This window comes from Marilutibacter maris (assembly GCF_006546735.2).
Classification (GTDB): Bacteria; Pseudomonadota; Gammaproteobacteria; order Xanthomonadales; family Xanthomonadaceae; genus Marilutibacter; species Marilutibacter maris.
The window spans coordinates 23,805-43,071 of the sequence record NZ_VICD02000165.1 but is presented as its reverse complement, the minus strand read 5'-3'; the positions used below and the strand labels follow the sequence as shown (position 1 = coordinate 43,071).

Genomic DNA, 19,267 nt, shown 5'->3' with positions numbered 1-19,267 from the left:
CCCCCTGAGTCAGGGGGCGATTCGCGCCGCAGGCGCGAATGGGGGTGTGGAAGCGCAACGGCGGGGCCCAAGGTTTGCGAAGCAAACTTTGGGAGATATCCGCGCGCAGCCGGATATCGTTCCCCCCTGAGTCAGGGGGCGATTCGTGCCGCAGGCGCGAATGGGGTGTGGAAGCGCAACGGCGGGGCCCAAGGTTTGCGTAGCAAACTTTGGGGATTCCCGGGCGTGGCCCGGGGATCGCGGCTGACGCCGCTCCTACGGGTTCCACGCCACAGTCTCAGACGTGCTTGCCGCGCGTCCAGCCCTCATGCGCGAGCCACTGGCGCCCGGACGCCTCGGCGCCCTCCTCCAGGGTCGTCGCCATCGAATCGTTCCAGCGATTGAGGTAGCCGAACAACGCGATCACGCCGAGGATCTCGACGATCTCGCCATCGTCCCAGTGCTCGCGCAGACGCGCATGCAGGCCCGGCTCGACCGCATTGGGGACCTGCGAGGCGGCGACGGCGAACTCCAGCGCGACCCGCTCGGCCTCGCTGAACGCCGGGTGGCTGCGGAACTCCCACACATGCTCCATCTGGGTCGCCTCGGCGCCGTAGCGCTCGGCGGCGCGGATCGTGTGCGCCTGGCAGTAGCGGCAGCCGGTGGCATGGCTGGAGACATAGCCGATCAGCCGCTTCAGCGCGCTGGTGACCCGGCCCTGGTTCTGCATCACCGCCACGTTGAGGCCGATGAAGGCCTTGGCGATCGCGGGCCGCCGCATCATCGTCAGCACGCTGTTGGGGCAGAAGCCCAGGGTCTCGTTGAAGAACTTCGCCAGTTCGGCGACTTCGGCATCGCTATCGGCGGGCAGGGGATCGACCAGCGGCATCGCGCATTCCATCCTGTCAACGAAGGAAGCGGCAGCTTACACCCCGGTCCAGGGCCCGAGTCGCGGTCACCTCGGCCACAGCTGGTAGCCTTCTGCGCCATGGCCCCGCCCCCTGCCCCCGCGCGCATCGTCCTCGACACCAATGCCTGGCTCGACCTGCTGGTGTTCGCCGACCCGCGCATCGCCGCCATCGAGGCCGCGTTGTCCGGAGGCCGGCTCGAGGCCATCACCAGCGAGCCCTGCCGCGAAGAGTGGCGACGGGTGCTGGGCTATCCGCTGCTGGCGCTGGCGCCGCCGCGACGCGAGGCGCTGATGACCGCATTCGACGCCCGCGCCCGCATCGTCGAGGTCGCACCAGCGGGCGCCGAGCTCCTGCCGCAATGCCGCGATCGCGACGACCAGAAGTTCCTCGAACTGGCCCTGGCCGGCGGCGCCCGCTGGCTGATCAGTCGCGACAAGGCGCTGCTGCGCTTGAACCGTCGCGCCCGCCGCGAAGGGCTGTTCGGGATCCTGGTGCCGGAGGCCTGGCGCGCTGACTGAGCGCGCGGCATGGCTGCCGGTCGTGGCGCTCAGATCTCGAAGCGGTAGGACAGCTTGACCAGGAACTGCTCGTCGTCGCGCAACTGGAAGCTGTCCTCCAGCGCCGGGAACGGACCGTCGGCATCCTGGGTCAGGTCGAAGCCGCCGCGGCCATAGACCACGTACAGGTACGACAACGGCGCCAGCTCGTAGCGGTAGCGGATCTGGAAGCCGAGGTTGCGCACGCTGAAGTCGTCAACCGGCTCGGCGCTGGCGACCGCGCGGCCACTGCCGTCGATGCGCCAGGCCTGCTGCAACTCCGCGTCCAGACCGATCGCCTGCAACTTGATCCTCAGCTCCTGGCGCGTGTCGATGGTCCAGTCCAGGCCCGCCTTCAGTCGCACGCTGCGCTCGTCGAAGCCGCCGACCAGGTTGTCGCGCTGCCACACCAGCCAGTCCGGGATGCGCTCGTAGTAGAGCCCGCCGTAGATGCTGAAGGCGTCGCTGACGAAATAGGTCGGACGGAACTCGAAGTCGTAGCCGACCTTGTCGTTGCCGGCCAGGCCGCCGCTGAACACGTCGGCGTAGAGCAGCCAGGCCCAGTCGCCCTTGCGCGGCCGCGAATACTCGAAGTAGCTGTTGAAGTTGGCCGGCATCTCGATCACGCCGTTGCCGCGGGTCAGCCGGTCGTTGACGCCCGAGGAGTTGAGGTTCAACTGCATGTATTCGGAACTGCCGTCGCGCAGCTGGCTCTGGCGGCTGATCCGGAACTGGTCGTTGAGCCTCTGGCCATGGTCGTTGGAGGTGTGGCTGACCCGCGCGCGCCAGTCCTTGGAGCTGTAGCGCGAGGTCTCCTCCAGACCGGTGAAGCGGCGCTGCACCTGCCAGTGGCCGTAGTTGAGGTTGTTGCGCGCCAGATAGCCGAAGTCGTTGATCTGCAGGGTGTCGCCGAAATGCATCGCCAACCACTGCTGGCGCCAGCCCGCGTCCATTTCGTAGTTGACGAACACACTGCCGCCGGAGCCGCGTTCGGTCTCGCCGTCGTCGTCGATGCGACTGCCGATCAGGCGCGACTCGACGCTGACCCGGTCGCTCGGCCGCCAGTTGTGGTCGACACCGAACACGGTCGCCTCGCGATCCAGGAACGGCCGCTCGACCCGGGTCAGCATCGCACCCAGATTCTGCCCCTGGAAGTCGCGCACCAGTCGCAGCGCGGCGAAGGTGCGACCGGCATCGTCGGCCTCCTCGGCCAGGAACACGCCGTACTTGGTGCCGCCCAGGCTGCCGTTGAGCTTGATCGCGGCATCGATGTCGCCGGCACCGTCGCCGTCGTCGGCCGGACCGCCGACCCGGCGGGTATACAGCAGCTGGCTGTCGTCGGACGGCGTGGTGAACTCGAACAGGCCCTGGTTCTCGGTGAAGAACGGGCGCTTGTCGCTGATGAAGGTCTCGGTCGCGCTGAAGTTGATCACCAGGTCGTCGCTCTCGACCTGGCCGAAGTCGGGGTTGACGGTCGCGGTCAGCTGGAACTGGCCGTTGGGCTTCCAGAACAGGTCCAGGCCGCCTTCGAAGTCGCTGGAACCGCCGATGTTGTCGTACAGGCCGGACACGTAGGGGGTGATCGCCAGCAGCGACTGGCTGTACTGGGTGACCTCGACCGGCTCGAATTCGGACAGGTAACGCGGCCGCTCGAAGCTCGCGCCCGGCCAGGCCATGCGCTCGCCGGTCGAACCGATCACCCGGTCGAGCTGGATGCCGATCGTGCGCATGCCGTTCTCGCCCTTGCGCATCGGCGCGATGTACCAGGGGATCAGCATCTCGACCGACCAGCCGTCGCCGTCCTCGGACACCGCGTGCAGCCAGTGGCCGTCCCAGTCGTCGTTGAACTGGTTCTCGTTGGTGATGACCGAGTCGGACACGCCGCCGGTCGAGGCGACGGTGAAGTTGTAGCCGGTACGGCCGTCGCCGTCGAAATCGACCATCAGGTTGACCCGGTCGACCTGGGCGTTGAAGTCGCGCTGGACCTTCTGCCGGGTCCAGGTCACCGATTGCGGCTGCGGATTGCGGAACGCGATCGCCAGGCCGTCCGGGGTCGCCATGATCCAGGCCTCGGTCGCCAGCGAGCCCGGCTCAAGGTTCAGCGGCTGGACCTTGCGGAAGCCGGTGACGTGACGGGCTCCCTGCCATTCGCCAGGGTCGATGCGGCCATCGACCTCGATCGCGGCGACCGGCAGCGCGACGCACAGGAGCGACGGGAACAACGAGCACGACAACGGGAAACGACGGACGCGGGGACGGGTCGAACTGGGGAGCATGGGAGATGGCCGGGCGGGGGCTGTGCGGAATCGGCGCACAGGCTATGCGTATCCGGCGCCATCCCCGACTGGCACAAGTCATGGCAACCTTGCGGCCCCGTCGCGCATCCGTGTCCGGATCGGCAGCGTCCCGGGGGCCATCCGTTCCAGAGCGTCGTGGATCGGACCGGTCGTCCCGGTCCGCCTAGTCCGACTCCACGGCGGTCGCATCGTGGCTGACGAAGGCATCCTCGCCGGTCGGCAAGCGCAACCACTGCGGGTGGGCCAACGCGCGGTTGATGTCGACATGGCCGGAATGCCAATGTTCGCGCAGGGCGACGCGGCCGAACTGGTAGTCCTTGAAGTGACCAATCCGGGCGCGCTCGCGGTAGATCAGCTGGATCACCGTGATGCGGTTGCCGCAGGCCAGCTCGGCGGCATGTTTCGCCCACGGATTGGACTCACGCACCGCCTCGGGCACGACCTCCAGCAGTTCGCGCAGCAGCCGCCGGTAGTGCTGGTCAACCCGCTGCATGCGGGTGATCATCCGGGTCCGGCTGGAGTACTGGATCTCCTTCTGCCGCTCGGCCACGTCCAGCAGATTCTGCGGCAGATCGCCGCGCGCGCTCCACAAGTCGACCTGGAACACCAGGGTATCGGCGCGGCGCGGGTCCGACAGCACATAGGACAGCGGCGTATTGGAGACCAGTCCACCGTCCCAGTAGTGGCGGCCGTCGATCTCGACCGCCGGAAACGCCGGCGGCAAGGCACCTGACGCGAGGATATGGCGCGCGTCCAGCCGCATCCGGCTGTTGTCGAAGTACTCCAGGTTGCCGCTGGCGACATTGACCGCACCGACCGACACCCGGATGCCGCCATCGTTGAGGCGGTCGAAGTCGATCATCCGCTCCAGGGTCTGGATCATCGGCGCAGTGTCGTACCAGCTGGCGGCACCGGGACCGCCGGCATCGAACGGGCTGTGGCCGCCGAGACCGGCGAACCAGGCGCGCGGATGGAAGAAGCCGCGCTGGCCCTCGACCAGGGCGCGCCAAGCCTCCCAGGTATCCAGCCATGCCCGCGCATGCTCGTCCAGCCCTTCCAGCCGCGCTTCCTGGCCCAGGGTGGTCGTCGGCAACAGGTAGGGCTGGGAAATCGTCTGCCAGAACTCGCGCAGCGCTTCCACACGCCGTTGCGGCGGATTACCGGCGATGATCGCGGTGTTGAACGCGCCGATCGAGATCCCGGCCAGCCAGGCCGGCGACACCCCGGCCTCGTGCAGACCCTGGTACACGCCCGCCTGGTAGGCACCAAGCGCGCCCCCGCCCTGCAGTACCAGGGCGACGTTGTCGGGCAGCTCGGCGCGCGCGGCGGCCATCGCGGCGCTCGGACGCTACTGCATGTGCCAGCCGTGGCTGACGATCAGGCTCTGCCCGGTCAGCGCCGCGCTGGGGAATTCGCACAGGAAGCGCACGGCCTGGGCGACATCCTCGACCGTGGTGAAGATGCCGTCCACGGTCTGCCCGAGCATCACGTTGCGGATCACCTCGTCCTCGCTGATGCCCAGCTCCTTCGACTGCTCCGGGATCTGCTTGTCGACCAGCGGGGTGCGTACGAAGCCGGGGCAGACCACGTGGCTGCGCACGCCGCGCTCGCCGCCCTCCTTGGCCAGCGTCCGCGACAGCCCGAGCAGGCCGTGCTTGGCGGTCACGTAGGCGGACTTGAGCTTGGAGGCCTGGTGCGAGTGCACCGAGCCCATGTAGATCACCGTGCCGCCGCGCGGCTTGCCATCGGCGCCCTCGGCGTACATGTGCGGCAGCACCGCGCGGGTGGTCAGGAAGGCGCCGTCCAGGTGGATCGCCAGCATCTTCCTCCAGTCGGCGAAGCCGTACTGCTCGATCGGATTGACGATCTGGATGCCGGCATTGGAGACCAGGATGTCGATCGGCCCGAGCGCCTGCACCGCGTCGGCGATGCCGCGGTTGACCGCATCCTCGTCGGTCACGTCCATCGCCACCGCCAACGCGCGTCCGCCCGCGGCGGCGACCGCATCGGCGACGGCCTGCGCGCCGTCCAGGTTGAGATCGGCGATGACCACCGCCGCACCCGCGCGCGCCAGCTCGTGCGCGATCTCCCTGCCGATGCCGCTGGCGGCGCCGGTGACGACCGCAACCTTGCCCTCAATCGATTTCATGCCGGATTCCTCGCTGGTTCTCCTTCCCTGCTCGGCGGGAAGGCCGGATGGGGGACGTGCCGCGGATGCGGCGGCCAGGCGATCAGTCTGGGGCCGCCCCGGTTACCGTGCCATTGCACGATCGGACAAAGGCGGCGCGCCGCCGGCCATGCCGCTCAATGCTTCTTCTTTTTCTTCTTGCCGGACTTCTTCTTTTTCTTCGGCTGCAGCATCGTGCCGGTGCACTTCTTGGCCCCGCAGCGGCAGGCCCAGATCGCCTTCAGTTCCTTGGTGTGCTTCTCGGCCAGGGTGATGCCGTAGTTATAGGACAGCTCCTCGCCCGGCTCGATGTCGCGGACCGCCTCGATGAAGACCTTGTCCTTGCGCCGGTCGTCGCCCTCGTCCTCGTCGAGAATCGCCTCGCAGTTGGGCTTGCAGCTGTGGTTGATCCAGCGCGCGATGTTGCCGCGCACGTTGGCGTCGATCACGTACTCGTCGTTGAGGGTGAACAGGAAGGTATGGCCGGACCCGACGTCGCCGGTATCGCCGGCATCGACCTCCTCGTGGGTCCGCAGCGTGCCCCTGTACTCGACGATGCGCTCGCCCTTGCTGATCGGTTCCTTCGCGAACACGCCGTTGCCGTGGATCTGGGAACGGCGGGCGACAATCTTGCTTGGCATGGGGACTCCCGGGTTGGCTCCCGGCCATTCTGACCCGGATCGCATGACAACGGCCAATGCGCCCTGCCCGCGGTCCCGGGGGCGCCGGGCCTGAACGCCGGAGGTGACCGCCCTTGGCCTGCCCGCGCCAAATCCGTACAATTCCGGTACGGATTAACGAGCGCCGCCCCCACATGCTCCGCGTCACCAAGCTCACCGACTACGCGACGGTCGTCCTGACCGCGCTCGCAGCCTGCCCCGACGACGTGCTCAGCGCGTCGGAGCTGGCCGATCGCGCGGGCCTGGAGGCGCCGACCGTGGCCAAGGTGCTCAAACCGCTGGCGCAGGCGGGCCTGGTCGAAGGCTTTCGCGGCGCCAACGGCGGCTACCGCCTGGCCCGCCCCGCCGACCGGATCAGCCTGATCGAGGTCGTCGAGGCGATGGAAGGCCCGCTCGGCATGACCGAGTGCAGCGTGCATGCCGGCAACTGCACGATCGAGAGCCAGTGCGGCGTGCGCGCGAACTGGCGCCGCATCAACGACGTGGTGGTCGCCGCGCTGCGCGAGGTGACCCTGGCGCAGATGCTGGCGCCGCCGGCGACCCCACCACCCGACCCGAAGCGCATCGACCTGCGCCTCGCCAATGCATGAACCGACAGTAGGCAGCCCCATGGCCACCGAATCAACCATCGAAACGCGTGCCGAAGCCCCCGACGCCGCACTGCCCGAAGCCAACCGCGACATCCACGCGCGGCTGGGCCGCAAGTACGACGCCGGCTTCGTCACCGACATCGAATCCGACAGCCTGCCGCCGGGGTTGGACGAGGACATCATCCGCCAGCTCTCCGCGCGCAAGAACGAGCCGGAGTGGATGACCGAGTGGCGCCTGCAGGCGTACCGGCACTGGCTGACGATGCCGATGCCGAACTGGGCCAAGCTGCAGATCGCCGCCATCGACTTCCAGGCGCTGAGCTACTACAGCGCGCCCAAGGGCCCGAAGTACAACTCGCTGGACGAGGTGCCGCAGGAGCTGCTCGACACCTACGAGAAGCTCGGCGTGCCGCTGCACGAGCGCGCCAAGCTGGCAGGCGTCGCGGTCGACGCGGTATTCGACTCGGTCTCGGTCGGCACCACCTTCCGCAAGGAGCTGGCCGAGAAGGGCATCATCTTCTGCTCGATGTCCGAGGCCATCGCCGAGCATCCCGAGCTGGTCCGCCAGTATCTGGGCAGCGTGGTGCCGACCGGCGACAACTTCTTCGCGGCGTTGAACTCGGCGGTGTTCTCCGACGGCAGCTTCGTGTTCATTCCGCGCGGGGTGCGCTGCCCGATGGAGCTGAGCACCTATTTCCGCATCAACGCCGGCCACACCGGCCAGTTCGAGCGCACCCTGATCGTGTGCGAGGACAAGGCCTACGTGTCCTACCTGGAAGGCTGCACCGCGCCGATGCGCGACGAGAACCAGCTGCATGCGGCGGTGGTCGAGCTGGTCGCGCTGGAGGACGCCGAGATCAAGTACTCGACCGTGCAGAACTGGTATCCGGGCGACGAGGAAGGCCGCGGCGGCATCTACAACTTCGTGACCAAGCGCGCCGAGTGCCGTGGCGCCCGCAGCAAGGTCAGCTGGACCCAGGTCGAGACCGGTTCGGCGATCACCTGGAAGTACCCCTCGTGCGTGCTGCTGGGCGACGACTCGGTCGGCGAGTTCTACTCGGTCGCGCTGACCCATCACCGCCAGCAGGCCGATACCGGCACCAAGATGATCCACGTCGGCGCCCGCACCAAGAGCAAGATCATCAGCAAGGGCATCAGCGCCGGCCGCGGCCAGAACACCTACCGCGGCCTGGTCAAGGTCGAGAAGGGCGCGGTCGCCGCGCGCAACCACACCCAGTGCGACAGCCTGCTGATCGGCAAGAAGTGCGGCGCGCACACCTTCCCCTACATCGAGGTCAAGCAGCCCACCGCGACCGTCGAGCACGAGGCGACCACCTCCAAGATCAGCGAGGACCAGCTGTTCTACTGCCGCTCGCGCGGCATCGGCGAGGAGGACGCGGTGTCGATGATCGTCGACGGTTTCTGCAAGAGCGTGTTCCGCGAGCTGCCGATGGAGTTCGCGGTCGAGGCCAAGAAGCTGCTGGAAGTCTCGCTGGAGGGCTCGGTCGGATGATCCGCCGCAGCCTGGCCATCGCCCTGCTCGCGCTGCCCGGCCTGGCAGCGGCCCAGCAACCGGTCTGCGATCCCGCGGGCAGCCAGCAGGAAATGAACGCCTGCGCCTTCGACGCCCTGGCCGAGGACGACGCCGAACTCAACCGCGTCTATCGCCAGGTGCTCGCCAGCCGTCCCGACGATGCGCTGTTCGCGCAGAAGCTGCGCGATGCCCAGCGCCTGTGGATCCAGCTGCGGGACGCCGATCTCGATGCGCTGTTCCCGGTCGCCGATGGCGTCGACCCGAGGATCGAGTACGGCTCGATCTACCCGCTCGAACGCGCCGAGGCCAAGACCCGGATGACCCGCGAGCGTACCCGCTACCTGCGCGAGCACTGGCTCGACGACAACGGCCGTTGAGGCCGCCCCACGAATGACCCGCGAAGCGAACTCCATGCTCAAGATCGAAAACCTCCACGCCTCCATCGGCGGACGCGAAATCCTCAAGGGCCTGTCGCTGGAGCTGCGGCCCGGCCAGGTGCACGCCATCATGGGCCCCAACGGCGCCGGCAAGTCCACCCTGGGCAACATCCTGGCCGGCCGCGAGGGCTACGAAGTCACCGCCGGTTCGGTCAGCTTCGGCGATCAGGACCTGCTCGCGCTGGAGCCGGAGGAGCGCGCCGCCGCCGGCGTGTTCCTGGCGTTCCAGTACCCGGTCGAGATCCCGGGGGTGAACAACACCTATTTCCTGCGCACCGCCCTCAATGCCCAGCGCAAGGCGCGCGGCGAGGCCGAGCTGGATTCGATGCAGTTCCTCAAGCTGGTGCGCGAGAAGCTGGCGGTGCTGCACCTGAAGGACGAACTGCTGCACCGCGGCGTCAACGAGGGCTTCTCCGGCGGCGAGAAGAAGCGCAACGAGATCTTCCAGCTGGCGCTGCTGGAACCCAGGCTGGCGATCCTCGACGAGACCGATTCCGGCCTCGACATCGACGCGCTGAAGACCGTCGCCGAGGGCGTCAACGCCCTGCGTTCGCCGGAGCGCGCGTTCCTGGTGATCACCCATTACCAGCGCCTGCTCGACTACATCAAGCCCGACGTGGTCCACGTGCTGGCCGACGGCCGCATCGTCGAGACCGGCGGCCCCGAGCTGGCGATGGAGCTGGAGCAGCACGGCTATGCCTGGCTCAAGGACCGGATCGCGCCGGAAGCGGGTGCCTGAGATGACCGCCCTGCTCGACTCCTTCCGCGACGCCTTCCAGGCCCTGCCGGCGCGCGATGCCGCCGGCCTGGGCGAGAGCCGTGCCGCCGCGCTGGAGGCCGCGCTGCGCGACGGCATGCCGCACGCGCGCGTCGAAGCCTGGAAATACACACCGCTGCGCGCGCTCGAACGGCGCGCGTTCGCCGCCGCCGACGGGACCGTCGCCGACATCGATCCGGCCCTGCTGGAAGCGATTCCGTCGCCGCGGCTGGTGTTCGTCAACGGGCGCCTCGACGAGGCCCACAGCGACGTCGCCGGCCTGCCGGACGGCTTCACGGTCGCACCGCTGTCGCAGGCCCTGGCCGGCGGCGACGCGCGCGAGGTCAATTTCCTCGCCCGCCGCTTCGAGCGCGGCGACGAGGTCTTCGCCCGCCTCAATGCCGCGCTGGCGGCCGAGGGTGCGGTGGTGCGCGTGGAGGCCGGCGTGTCCGTCGCCGCACCGCTGCATCTGGTGTTCGTCGGCGCAACCTCCGACAGCGACCGTGCCTGGCACCTGCGTCACCTGATCGAACTGCGCGAGGGCGCGGCGCTGACCGTGGTCGAACACCATCTGGGCAGCGGCGCCCACCGTCATCTCGGCAACGGCCTGCTGCACGCCCACCTCGGCGCGCGCGCGCATCTGGTGCATGCGCGCGTGCAGGACGAGGAGGCCGGCGCCACCGCGATCTCGCGTACCGACGCGGTGCTGGCGCGCGAGGCCCGCTACCAGCGCATCGACCTCGAACTGGGGGCCGCGCTGAGCCGTCATGAACTGAATATCGCCCTGCACGGCGAACGCGCCGTCGCCCAGGCCAATGGCGTGCTGCTGGCCACCGGCAAGCGCCATCTCGACACCCGCCTGGGCATCGACCATGCCGGTCGCGACAGCCGCTGCGAGCTCACCTGGCGCGGACTCGGCGCCGGCCGCTCGAAGGCGGCCTTCCACGGCGGCATCGTGATCCGCGAAGGCGCCGACGGCGTCGAGGCCGCGTTGTCGAACAAGAACCTTCTGCTCAGCGACGGCGCCGAGATCGACAGCCAGCCGGTACTGGAAATCCATGCCGACGAGGTCCAGGCCGCGCACGGCGCCACCGTCGGCCAGCTCGACCCGACCGCGCTGTTCTATCTGCGCAGCCGCGGCGTGCCGGCGGCGCAGGCGCGCGCCCTGCTGACCCGCGCGTTCTGCCGCGAGACCCTGACGGTGATCGAGGACACCGCACTGCGCGAGGCGCTGGCTGCCCGGCTCGACGCCGCGCTGGACCGACTGGAGACCGCATGAACGTTCCGTCCGCCCCGCTGCCCGCAGACCCGGCGACCACGGTCGATTGGGCGAAGGTCCGCGCCGACTTCCCGGTGCTGACCCGCGAGGTCCACGGCAAGCCGCTGATCTACCTGGATTCGGCCAACACCGGGCAGAAGCCGGCATCGGTGATCGAGGCGGTCGACGATTTCTACCGCCGCCACAACGCCAACGTCAGCCGCGCGGTGCATGCGCTCGGCACTGAGGCGACCGAAGCCTACGAGGGCACGCGCGGCAAGCTGGCGAAGTTCCTCAACGTCCGCGCCGACGAACTGGTGCTGTGCAGCGGCACCACCTTCGCGATCAACCTGGTCGCCTATTCGTGGGCGCTGCCCCGGCTCGGCCCGGGCGACGCGATCGTGCTGACCCGGATGGAGCACCACGCCAACATCGTGCCGTGGCAGCTGGTCGCCCAGCGCACCGGCGCCACGATCAAGGTCGCCGAACTCGACGATCGCGGCGACCTCGACCTCGAAGGCCTGCGCGCCCTGCTCACCCCGGAGGTGAAACTGCTGGCGCTGACCCACGTGTCGAACGTGCTGGGCACGGTCAATCCGGTCCGCAAGATCTGTCGCGAAGCGCGCCGGCGCGGCATCGTCACCCTGGTCGACGGCTCCCAGGCCGCGCCGCACCGCCCGCTCGACATCGCCGCGATCGGCTGCGACTTCTATGCGCTGACCGGCCACAAGATGAGCGGCCCCACCGGCACCGGCGTGCTGTGGGCGCGCCGCGAGCACCTGGAGGCGATGCCGCCGTTCATCGGTGGCGGCGAGATGATCAAGGAGGTCCGCTTCGAGGGCACCGTGTTCAACGATCCGCCGCACAAGTTCGAGGCCGGCACCCCGAACATCGCCGGCTTCGTCGGCCTCGGCACCGCGGTGGACTATCTGTCGGCGCTGGGGATGGCACGGATCGAGGCGCGCGAACAGGCGCTGCTGGACTACGCGACCGCGGCGCTGTCGGCGATCGACGGCCTGCGCATCTTCGGCGCGCCGAAGGAAAAGGCGGCGGTGATCAGCTTCCTGGTCGAGGGCGCGCACGCCCACGACCTGGCGACCCTGCTCGACCTGGAGGGCGTGGCGATCCGCTCCGGCCACCACTGCGCGCACCCGCTGATGCAGCACTTCGGGGTCCCGGCGACCTGCCGCGCATCGCTCGCCTTCTACAACACCTTCGAGGAGATCGACGCCTTCGCCGCGGCGATCGACAAGGTCCGCCGGCTGTTGGTGTAGGCCTCCCTGTTTCCCAAGGCGCTTTGCCTTCGTAGGAGCGGCGTAAGCCGCGATCGGACGATACGGTGAAAGCTCCATCGCGGCTTACGCCGCTCCTACGAAGAGCAATCGTCCGCCTCATCCCCCCAGCCCCCTGAGTCAGGGGGCGATTCGCGCGCAGCGCGAATGGGGGTGTGGCAGCGCAACGGCGGGGCCCAAGGTTTGCGCAGCAAACTTTGGGGATTCCCGGGCGCGGCCAGGGAATCGCGGCTTACGCCGCTCCTACGGAAGCGTCGACACCGGTAATATTCCGCCATGCACGCACTGACCTTCAGCCTCGCGACCGAGGCCGACATTCCCGCCCTGGTCGAGCTGGTGACCTCGTCCTACCGCGGCGACGCCAGCCGCGCCGGCTGGACCACCGAAGCCGACCTGCTCGACGGCAACCGCATCGACCCGGAGGTGTTGCGCGAGGACATCGTCCGCCCGCGCAGTCGCATCCTGCTCGCCCACCGCGACGACGCGCTGATCGCCTGCGCGCATGTTGCCGAACAGGACGGCGCCGGCTACTTCGGCATGTTCTCGGTGGCCCCGACCGCACAGGGCGGCGGGCTGGGCCGGATCGTGCTGACCGAGGCCGAGCGCCTGGCGCGCGAGGACCTGGGCCTGGCGACGATGCGGATGACGGTGATCGACGTGCGCGACGAGCTGATCGCCTGGTACGAGCGCCGCGGCTACCGGCGTACCGGGATCAAGAAGCCGTTCCCGTACGGCGACGAGCGCTTCGGCATCCCCAAGCGCCCGGACCTGCGCTTCGAAATACTCGAGAAGCCGCTGTAAGCTGGGCCTCCCGGCAGCCGGCGCCGCGAATGCGCCAAGCCCCCGAACTCGCGAGACACCGTACATGGGCGACTGGATCAGCGTCTGCGCCACATCGCAACTGCTCCCCGGCGAATCGACCGTGGCCTGGGACGGCGACACCCCGATCCTGGTCGTCAACTACGACGGCGACTACTACGCGCTCGAGGACAAGTGCTCGCACGAGGACTTCGAGCTGTCGGCCGGCCCCTTCGACGGCGAGGAGGCGACGATCGAGTGCGTGCTGCACGGGTCGAAGTTCGACGTACGCGACGGCCGCTGCCTGAATCCGCCCGCCTACACGCCGGTGGTGAAGTTCCCGACCAAGGTCGAGGACGGCCTGGTCTGGACCCGCGACGACCGCGACTGAACCCGCCGCCGCGATCGGCGGCGCCGCAACCGTTTCCGCCTCTCCGCTCCGGTCCCCGGCGGGACACGCGCGCCCGGCCGCCGGCACCGGCCAGACGATGAAGCAATTGCGAATCATTCTTGCTTGCGTTTAAATAGCAGCCCTCGACGGGCTGTCCGCAGCCACGGGTCCGCCCCGAACCGGCCCTGCCCCGAAACCGGCACTCCGTCCTGAAACCCTTTGCAGACACGCCCGGCCCCGTCTGGACCGGGTGTATTCATGACGGAAGTTCGATGAATCACATCAAGAGCCGCAAGCACCCCATCCGCTCCTCCCGCCCGCAGGATTCGGCCGCTGGCCGCCATCTGGGGGTCGCCACGCTGGCGACCAGCCTGGCACTGGCCGCCCCGATCGCGGCGCATGCCGCCCCCTCGGGCGACGCCGGCATGGGCGCCGCCGATGCGACCACCCTGGACGAGGTCCAGGTCCACGGCCATCGGGTCAAGCGCTACGGCGCCGATACGGTCTCCTCGCCGAAGTTCACCCAGCCGCTGCTCGACACCACCCAGACCATCGACGTGATCGGCAGCGACCTGTTCAACGAGCAGGGCGCGACCTCGCTGACCGAGGCGCTGCGCAACAGCCCCGGCGTCGGCACCTTCTACGTCGGCGAGAACGGCAACACCACCACCGGCGACGCGATCTACATGCGCGGCTTCGATACCTCCGGCAGCATCTTCGTCGACGGTGTCCGCGATCTGGGCTCGATCACCCGCGACGTGTTCAACATCGAGCAGATCGAGGTCACCAAGGGCCCGGCCGGCACCGACACCGGACGCAGCTCGCCCACCGGCTCGGTCAACCTCGTCACCAAGCGCCCCTTCCTCGGCGACAGCACCCACACCTCGCTGTCGATCGGCAGCGACAGCCAGACCCGCGCCACCGCCGACTGGAACCAGACCTTCGGCAGCGGCAACGCCTTCCGCATCAACCTGATGGCCCAGGACAGCGACGTGCCAGGGCGCGACACCATCGAGCAGAACCGCTGGGGCCTCGCCACCTCGCTGGGCTTCGGCCTCGATGGCAACACCCGGGTCTATGTCGACCTCATGCACGTCCAGCAGGACAATCTGCCCGACGGCGGCGTGCCGACGGTCGGCCTGCCCGGCTACACCAGCCCCGACCCGACCCGGCCCGAAATCGGCCAGGCGCCGCGCGTCGATTCGTCGAACTTCTACGGCACCCTGTCCGACTTCGACGACGTCACCGCCGACATGCTGACGCTGGCGGTCGAGCACCAGTTCGACAACGACATGGTGCTGCGCAACACCACCCGCTGGGGCCGCAGCCACCAGGAATACATGCTGACCGCCTTCATGGTCCGCGACGTCAACATCACCACCCCGGATCTCGCCGACCCGTCGGGCTGGACGATCACCCGCAACCTGCCGACGTTCAAGGACCAGCGCTACACGATCGCCACCAACCAGACCAGCCTGACCGGCAGCTTCCGCACCGGCGCGGTCGAGCACGACTTCAGCACCGGCATCGAGCTGATCCGCGAGGAGGTCGACAACGACGGCATCGGTGCGCTCGACGGCACCACCTGGCCCGACGCCAATCTTTACGACCCAAGCCCGAACGTGGGCGGCCTGCGCTGGGGCCGCACCGGCGCCGACAGCGATGGCCGTACCGACACCGTCGCCGTCTACTTCTTCGACACCCTGAAGTTCGGCGAGCGCTGGCAGCTCAACGGCGGCCTGCGCTTCGACCGCTACGACACCGAGTTCAGCAGCCTCGCCGCCTGCGGTACCCGCCGCGGCCCGGACTGCGACGGCCAGCCCACCGGCACGGTCCTGCCCCACGTCAATGCGAAGACCTCCGACACCCTGTTCAACTGGAAGGTCGGCGCGCTGTTCAAGCCGACCGCCGACTCCAGCCTCTACGCCAACTACGCGATCTCGCAGCAGCCGCCGGGCGGCAGCAACCTCGAGCTGAGCGCTTCGGCCAACAACGCCAACAATCCGGTGTTCGACCCGCAGGAAGCGCGTACCGGCGAGATCGGCGCCAAGTGGAACCTGGCCGACGACAACCTGATGATCACCGCGGCGCTGTACGACACCCGGATCGAGAACGAGATCGTGCAGGATCCGGTCGACCAGCAGTACTACCAGAACGGCGAGAAGCGGGTCCGCGGCATCGAGATCAGCGCGGTCGGCCAGATCACCGAGGCCTGGTCGGTCTCCGCCGGCTTCACGACCATGGACACCGAGGTCGTCGAGGGCCCGCCGGTCACCAGCAACGGTTCCCGCGACCTGGCCTACACCCCCGACCGCGCGTTCACCGCCTGGACCAGCTACCAGTTCGCGTCCGGCCTGATGCTCGGCGGCGGCGCCCGCTACAACGGCGGCCTGACCCGCGGCGCCGACGGCGCGATCGGCACCCCGACCCATACCGACGACTACTGGGTGTTCGACGCGGTGGCAAGCTACCGCTTCAGCGAGCAGTGGGACGTCCGCCTCAACGTCTACAATCTGTTCGACGAAGAGTATGTCGCGGCGATCAACAAGAGCGGCTACCGTTACACCCCGGGCCAGCCGCGCAGCGCACTGCTGACCGTCAACTACCGCTTCTGAGCCGGAACGCCAGGCACGACGAAGCGCGACGCCTCCCCATCCCCGGGGAGGCGTCGTCGTCTGGAGCAACGACCATGCTGATGCACATCCCCGATGTCCTGACGCCCGCCGAGGTCGCGTCGATGCGCGACGCCCTGGCCGGCGCTGAGTGGATCGACGGCCGCGCCACGGTCGGTGCGCAGGGCGCCCAGGTCAAATCGAACCTGCAGCTGGCCGACGACTCCGCGCTGCGCCACCGGCTGGGCGAGCAGGTCCTCGCCGCGCTGGCGCGCAATCCGCTGTATTTCGCCAGCGTGCTGCCGGCGCGCACCCTGCCGCCGCGGTTCAATTGCTACCGCGGCGGCGGCCAGTACGGCTTCCATGTCGACGGCGCGGTGATGGCGCTGGCGGCGTCGGCCGGCCAGGCGACCGGTTTCCTGCGCAGCGATGTGTCCTGCACGCTGTTCCTCAACGATCCCGACGACTACGACGGCGGCGAACTGGTCATCCACGACACCTACGGCGAACACGAGGTGAAGCTGCCGGCCGGCGACCTGATCGTCTATCCGTCGAGCAGCCTGCACCGGGTCGAGCCGGTCACCCGCGGCGAGCGGCTGGCCTCGTTCTTCTGGGTCCAGAGCCTGGTCCGCGACGAGACCCGGCGGCGCCTGCTGCTGGAGATGGACCGTTCGATCCAGTCGCTGACCGCCGCCAACGCCGATCGCGAGGACCTGCTGCGCCTCACCGGCGTCTACCACAACCTGCTGCGACGCTGGAGCGAGCCGTAGCGCGGCGGCCCCGCTGGAGCCGGCCGGCGGCATCGCATGTCGCCAGACTCGGAATTGCGAGTCATTCTCATTTCTGCTGTAATGCCGGGCCCCTGATCCGATCACCGGACCGTCCCGCTTGAGCCCATCGACCCATGCCGACCTGGCCGCTGCCCAGCAGCGCCGCGGTTACTGGCTACGCACCCTGCACCAGTGGCACTGGATCAGCGCCGCGCTCAGCCTGGTCGTCCTGCTGCTGTTCACGGTCACCGGGATCACCCTGAATCACGCCGCCCAGATCGAGGCCGAGCCCAGCGTCTCCAGCCGCAACGGCACCCTGCCGGCCAGCGTGCTCAAGAGCCTGCAGGGCGAGACCGCCAGCGACGCGCCGTTGCCCAATGGCGTGCGCCGCTGGCTCGACAGCGAGCTGGGCATCCGCATCGACGAACGCGCGGCCGAATGGTCCGACGGCGAGGTCTACGTGTCGCTGCCACGCCCCGGTGGCGACGCCTGGCTGGCGATCGACCGCGACAGCGGCGGCGTCGAATACGAACTGACCACCCGCGGCACCATCGCCTGGCTCAACGACCTGCACAAGGGCCGCAACACCGGCCCGGTATGGCGCTGGTTCATCGACATCTTCGCGATCGCCTGCCTGCTGTTCGCGCTGACCGGCCTGTGGCTGCTGCAACTGCACGCGCGCCAGCGCGGCGCGACCTGGCCGCTGGTCGCCGCCGGCCTCGCGGTCCCGGTCGTGCTTGTCATCCTTTTCATGCACTGACGCGTTCCCTTCCTGGCCGCCGGCCGCATGCCGGCACCAATCCCCATCTCCGGAGTCGACGATGACGCTTCCCCGCCTGGCCCTGACGCTCGCCCTGCTCTCCCCGTTCGCGGCCGCCGCCGCCGACATGGACATCACCGTCGAGGTGCCGCGCCTCAACGTCGCCGAGTACCACCGGCCCTACGTGGCGATCTGGATCGAGCGCCCCGACAACAGCGTCGCCGCCAACCTGGCGGTCTGGTACGACGTCGACATGCGCGACAACGAGGGCACCAAGTGGCTGAAGGACATGCGCCAATGGTGGCGGCGCAGCGGCCGCACCCTGCGGATGCCGGTCGACGGCGTCAGCGGCGCGACCCGTCCGGTCGGCCAGCACCAGGTCAGCTTCGACAGCGCGCGCAAGCCGCTGGCCGACCTGGCTCCGGGCAACTACACCCTCGTCGTCGAAGCCGCACGCGAAGTCGGGGGCCGCGAGGTCGTCAGCATTCCCTTCACCTGGCCGGCCGCCAGCGCATCGCAGCAGCAGGCGCGCGGCAGCAGCGAGCTCGGCCTGGTCCGGCTGTCGCTCAAGCCCTGACGCCGCCGCCGCGTACCCCGATCACCCAATCACCCCAGTCGGCGGACATGCCCGCCGGTCGTTCAAGGAGCCTTCGATGAAACTCGGTCGCGCCACCCTCACCGCCGCCCTCACCGCCGCCCTGACCCTGGTCGCCGCGCCCGCCGCGCTCGCCCACAAGGCCTGGCTGCAGCCCTCGCAGACGGTGTTCTCGGAGAAGGGCGCCTGGATGACCGTCGATGCCGCGGTCTCCAACGACCTGTTCTACTTCAACCACCTGCCGCTGCCGCTGGAGCGGCTGCAGGTCACCGCGCCGGACGGCAGCACGATGCAGCCGCAAAACGGCAGCACCGGCAAGCTGCGCAGCACCTTCGACCTGGAACTGGCGCAGGAAGGCACCTATCGGATCGCGATGGTCAACCACGGCATGTTCGCCAGCTACAAGCTCGACGGCGAGAACCGCCGCTGGCGCGGACGCGCGGAGGACTTCGCCGGCGGGATCCCGGCCGGTGCGACCGAGGTCAAGGCTTCCGAGAGCCTGGGCCGGGTCGAAACCTTCGTCACCGTCGGCCAGCCGGACACCGCCGTGTTCAAGCCCAGCGGCCGCGGCCTGGAACTGGCCCCGGTCACCCACCCCAACGACCTCTACGCCGGCGAGTCGGCGACCTTCCAATTGCTGCTCGACGGCCAGCCCGCCGCCGGCCTGGGCGTGGAGATCGTGCCCGGCGCGACCCGTTACCGGAACCAGCAGGACGAGATCCAGGCGACCACCGACGCCCAGGGCCGGTTCTCGGTGACCTGGCCGCAGGCCGGCATGTACTGGCTGGAGGCCAGCCACAGCGACGGCAAGACCACACTGCCGCAGGCCGGCGAGCGCCGCGCCAGCTACGTGGCGACCTTCGAAGTGCTGCCGCTGTAAATCGCGCGCCGCATGCGTCCCGT

19 protein-coding genes are annotated in these 19,267 nt (G+C 68.9%); 14 read left to right on the top strand and 5 right to left on the bottom strand.

Annotation, left to right across the window (positions count from 1 at the left end; translation table 11 throughout):
- Positions 1-277: 277 nt before the first annotated feature.
- A complete protein-coding gene (locus FKV24_RS10270; RefSeq protein WP_111265763.1) occupies positions 278-868 on the bottom strand; it encodes a carboxymuconolactone decarboxylase family protein in 591 nt (196 codons plus the stop codon).
- 99 nt (positions 869-967) lie between these two features.
- On the opposite strand from FKV24_RS10270, the gene FKV24_RS10265 reads away from it, so the two are divergent.
- Positions 968-1,408: a putative toxin-antitoxin system toxin component, PIN family gene (locus FKV24_RS10265; protein ID WP_141482315.1), complete on the top strand. Its 441-nt coding sequence runs from the start codon at positions 968-970 to the stop codon at positions 1,406-1,408.
- 29 nt (positions 1,409-1,437) lie between these two features.
- Here the strand turns inward: FKV24_RS10265 and FKV24_RS10260 are convergent, their stop codons facing one another.
- The 4 genes from FKV24_RS10260 to FKV24_RS10245 all read right to left on the bottom strand — a co-directional run bounded on the left by FKV24_RS10260 (position 1,438) and on the right by FKV24_RS10245 (position 6,531).
- Positions 1,438-3,702: a DUF5916 domain-containing protein gene (locus FKV24_RS10260; protein ID WP_141482314.1), complete on the bottom strand. Its 2,265-nt coding sequence runs from the start codon at positions 3,700-3,702 to the stop codon at positions 1,438-1,440.
- Between the two features lie 184 nt (positions 3,703-3,886).
- Positions 3,887-5,056: a DUF3734 domain-containing protein gene (locus tag FKV24_RS10255; RefSeq protein ID WP_141482313.1), complete on the bottom strand. Its 1,170-nt coding sequence runs from the start codon at positions 5,054-5,056 to the stop codon at positions 3,887-3,889.
- Between the two features lie 15 nt (positions 5,057-5,071).
- The gene (locus FKV24_RS10250) at positions 5,072-5,872 is read right to left on the bottom strand and encodes a 3-hydroxybutyrate dehydrogenase (RefSeq protein WP_141482312.1); all 801 of its coding nucleotides are present in this window, start codon (positions 5,870-5,872) and stop codon (positions 5,072-5,074) included.
- 155 nt (positions 5,873-6,027) lie between these two features.
- A complete protein-coding gene (locus tag FKV24_RS10245) occupies positions 6,028-6,531 on the bottom strand; it encodes an SET domain-containing protein (protein WP_111265759.1) in 504 nt (167 codons plus the stop codon).
- Between the two features lie 173 nt (positions 6,532-6,704).
- On the opposite strand from FKV24_RS10245, the gene FKV24_RS10240 reads away from it, so the two are divergent.
- The 13 genes from FKV24_RS10240 (at position 6,705) to FKV24_RS10180 (ending at position 19,244) form a co-directional block, all read left to right on the top strand.
- Positions 6,705-7,160, top strand: coding sequence for an SUF system Fe-S cluster assembly regulator (locus FKV24_RS10240; protein ID WP_141482311.1), 456 nt, complete (start codon positions 6,705-6,707; stop codon positions 7,158-7,160).
- A gap of 19 nt (positions 7,161-7,179) precedes the next feature.
- Positions 7,180-8,673, top strand: a complete 1,494-nt coding sequence (gene sufB, locus FKV24_RS10235; RefSeq protein ID WP_249040987.1) for a Fe-S cluster assembly protein SufB — start codon at positions 7,180-7,182, stop codon at positions 8,671-8,673.
- A complete protein-coding gene (locus FKV24_RS10230) occupies positions 8,670-9,071 on the top strand; it encodes a lysozyme inhibitor LprI family protein (RefSeq protein ID WP_111265757.1) in 402 nt (133 codons plus the stop codon). Before sufB ends, FKV24_RS10230 begins: the two co-directional genes overlap by 4 nt.
- 34 nt (positions 9,072-9,105) lie before the next feature.
- Entirely contained in the window at positions 9,106-9,870 is a 765-nt protein-coding gene (gene sufC, locus FKV24_RS10225; protein WP_141482310.1) for a Fe-S cluster assembly ATPase SufC, read from the top strand.
- 1 nt (position 9,871) lies between these two features.
- Positions 9,872-11,167, top strand: a complete 1,296-nt coding sequence (gene sufD / locus FKV24_RS10220; RefSeq protein ID WP_141482309.1) for a Fe-S cluster assembly protein SufD — start codon at positions 9,872-9,874, stop codon at positions 11,165-11,167.
- Entirely contained in the window at positions 11,164-12,420 is a 1,257-nt protein-coding gene (locus FKV24_RS10215; RefSeq protein ID WP_141482308.1) for a cysteine desulfurase, read from the top strand. Before sufD ends, FKV24_RS10215 begins: the two co-directional genes overlap by 4 nt.
- A gap of 294 nt (positions 12,421-12,714) precedes the next feature.
- On the top strand, positions 12,715-13,239 hold the full coding sequence (locus tag FKV24_RS10210; protein WP_141482307.1) for a GNAT family N-acetyltransferase: 525 nt from the start codon (positions 12,715-12,717) through the stop codon (positions 13,237-13,239).
- A gap of 64 nt (positions 13,240-13,303) precedes the next feature.
- Positions 13,304-13,627 carry a Rieske (2Fe-2S) protein gene (locus FKV24_RS10205; protein WP_141482306.1) on the top strand — a complete coding sequence of 108 codons (324 nt, stop codon included), beginning with the start codon at positions 13,304-13,306 and terminating at the stop codon, positions 13,625-13,627.
- Between the two features lie 272 nt (positions 13,628-13,899).
- Entirely contained in the window at positions 13,900-16,242 is a 2,343-nt protein-coding gene (locus FKV24_RS10200; RefSeq protein WP_141482305.1) for a catecholate siderophore receptor Fiu, read from the top strand.
- Between the two features lie 74 nt (positions 16,243-16,316).
- Positions 16,317-17,009, top strand: a complete 693-nt coding sequence (locus tag FKV24_RS10195) for a Fe2+-dependent dioxygenase (protein WP_111265751.1) — start codon at positions 16,317-16,319, stop codon at positions 17,007-17,009.
- 118 nt (positions 17,010-17,127) lie between these two features.
- The gene (locus tag FKV24_RS10190; protein WP_141482304.1) at positions 17,128-17,769 is read left to right on the top strand and encodes a PepSY-associated TM helix domain-containing protein; all 642 of its coding nucleotides are present in this window, start codon (positions 17,128-17,130) and stop codon (positions 17,767-17,769) included.
- A gap of 61 nt (positions 17,770-17,830) precedes the next feature.
- Positions 17,831-18,346: a DUF2271 domain-containing protein gene (locus FKV24_RS10185; protein ID WP_111265749.1), complete on the top strand. Its 516-nt coding sequence runs from the start codon at positions 17,831-17,833 to the stop codon at positions 18,344-18,346.
- Positions 18,347-18,422: 76 nt separating this feature from the next.
- A complete protein-coding gene (locus FKV24_RS10180) occupies positions 18,423-19,244 on the top strand; it encodes a DUF4198 domain-containing protein (protein ID WP_141482303.1) in 822 nt (273 codons plus the stop codon).
- Positions 19,245-19,267: the final 23 nt, after the last annotated feature.

What these genes read in the sequence shown, in the direction of transcription:
- FKV24_RS10270 (WP_111265763.1), bottom strand. Translation starts at nt 868, where the DNA reads ATGCCGCTGGTCGATCCCCTGCCCGCCGATAGCGATGCCGAAGTCGCC.
- FKV24_RS10265 (WP_141482315.1), top strand. Translation starts at nt 968, where the DNA reads ATGGCCCCGCCCCCTGCCCCCGCGCGCATCGTCCTCGACACCAATGCC.
- FKV24_RS10260 (WP_141482314.1), bottom strand. Translation starts at nt 3,702, where the DNA reads ATGCTCCCCAGTTCGACCCGTCCCCGCGTCCGTCGTTTCCCGTTGTCG.
- FKV24_RS10255 (WP_141482313.1), bottom strand. Translation starts at nt 5,056, where the DNA reads ATGGCCGCCGCGCGCGCCGAGCTGCCCGACAACGTCGCCCTGGTACTG.
- FKV24_RS10250 (WP_141482312.1), bottom strand. Translation starts at nt 5,872, where the DNA reads ATGAAATCGATTGAGGGCAAGGTTGCGGTCGTCACCGGCGCCGCCAGC.
- FKV24_RS10245 (WP_111265759.1), bottom strand. Translation starts at nt 6,531, where the DNA reads ATGCCAAGCAAGATTGTCGCCCGCCGTTCCCAGATCCACGGCAACGGC.
- FKV24_RS10240 (WP_141482311.1), top strand. Translation starts at nt 6,705, where the DNA reads ATGCTCCGCGTCACCAAGCTCACCGACTACGCGACGGTCGTCCTGACC.
- sufB (WP_249040987.1), top strand. Translation starts at nt 7,180, where the DNA reads ATGGCCACCGAATCAACCATCGAAACGCGTGCCGAAGCCCCCGACGCC.
- FKV24_RS10230 (WP_111265757.1), top strand. Translation starts at nt 8,670, where the DNA reads ATGATCCGCCGCAGCCTGGCCATCGCCCTGCTCGCGCTGCCCGGCCTG.
- sufC (WP_141482310.1), top strand. Translation starts at nt 9,106, where the DNA reads ATGCTCAAGATCGAAAACCTCCACGCCTCCATCGGCGGACGCGAAATC.
- sufD (WP_141482309.1), top strand. Translation starts at nt 9,872, where the DNA reads ATGACCGCCCTGCTCGACTCCTTCCGCGACGCCTTCCAGGCCCTGCCG.
- FKV24_RS10215 (WP_141482308.1), top strand. Translation starts at nt 11,164, where the DNA reads ATGAACGTTCCGTCCGCCCCGCTGCCCGCAGACCCGGCGACCACGGTC.
- FKV24_RS10210 (WP_141482307.1), top strand. Translation starts at nt 12,715, where the DNA reads ATGCACGCACTGACCTTCAGCCTCGCGACCGAGGCCGACATTCCCGCC.
- FKV24_RS10205 (WP_141482306.1), top strand. Translation starts at nt 13,304, where the DNA reads ATGGGCGACTGGATCAGCGTCTGCGCCACATCGCAACTGCTCCCCGGC.
- FKV24_RS10200 (WP_141482305.1), top strand. Translation starts at nt 13,900, where the DNA reads ATGAATCACATCAAGAGCCGCAAGCACCCCATCCGCTCCTCCCGCCCG.
- FKV24_RS10195 (WP_111265751.1), top strand. Translation starts at nt 16,317, where the DNA reads ATGCTGATGCACATCCCCGATGTCCTGACGCCCGCCGAGGTCGCGTCG.
- FKV24_RS10185 (WP_111265749.1), top strand. Translation starts at nt 17,831, where the DNA reads ATGACGCTTCCCCGCCTGGCCCTGACGCTCGCCCTGCTCTCCCCGTTC.
- FKV24_RS10180 (WP_141482303.1), top strand. Translation starts at nt 18,423, where the DNA reads ATGAAACTCGGTCGCGCCACCCTCACCGCCGCCCTCACCGCCGCCCTG.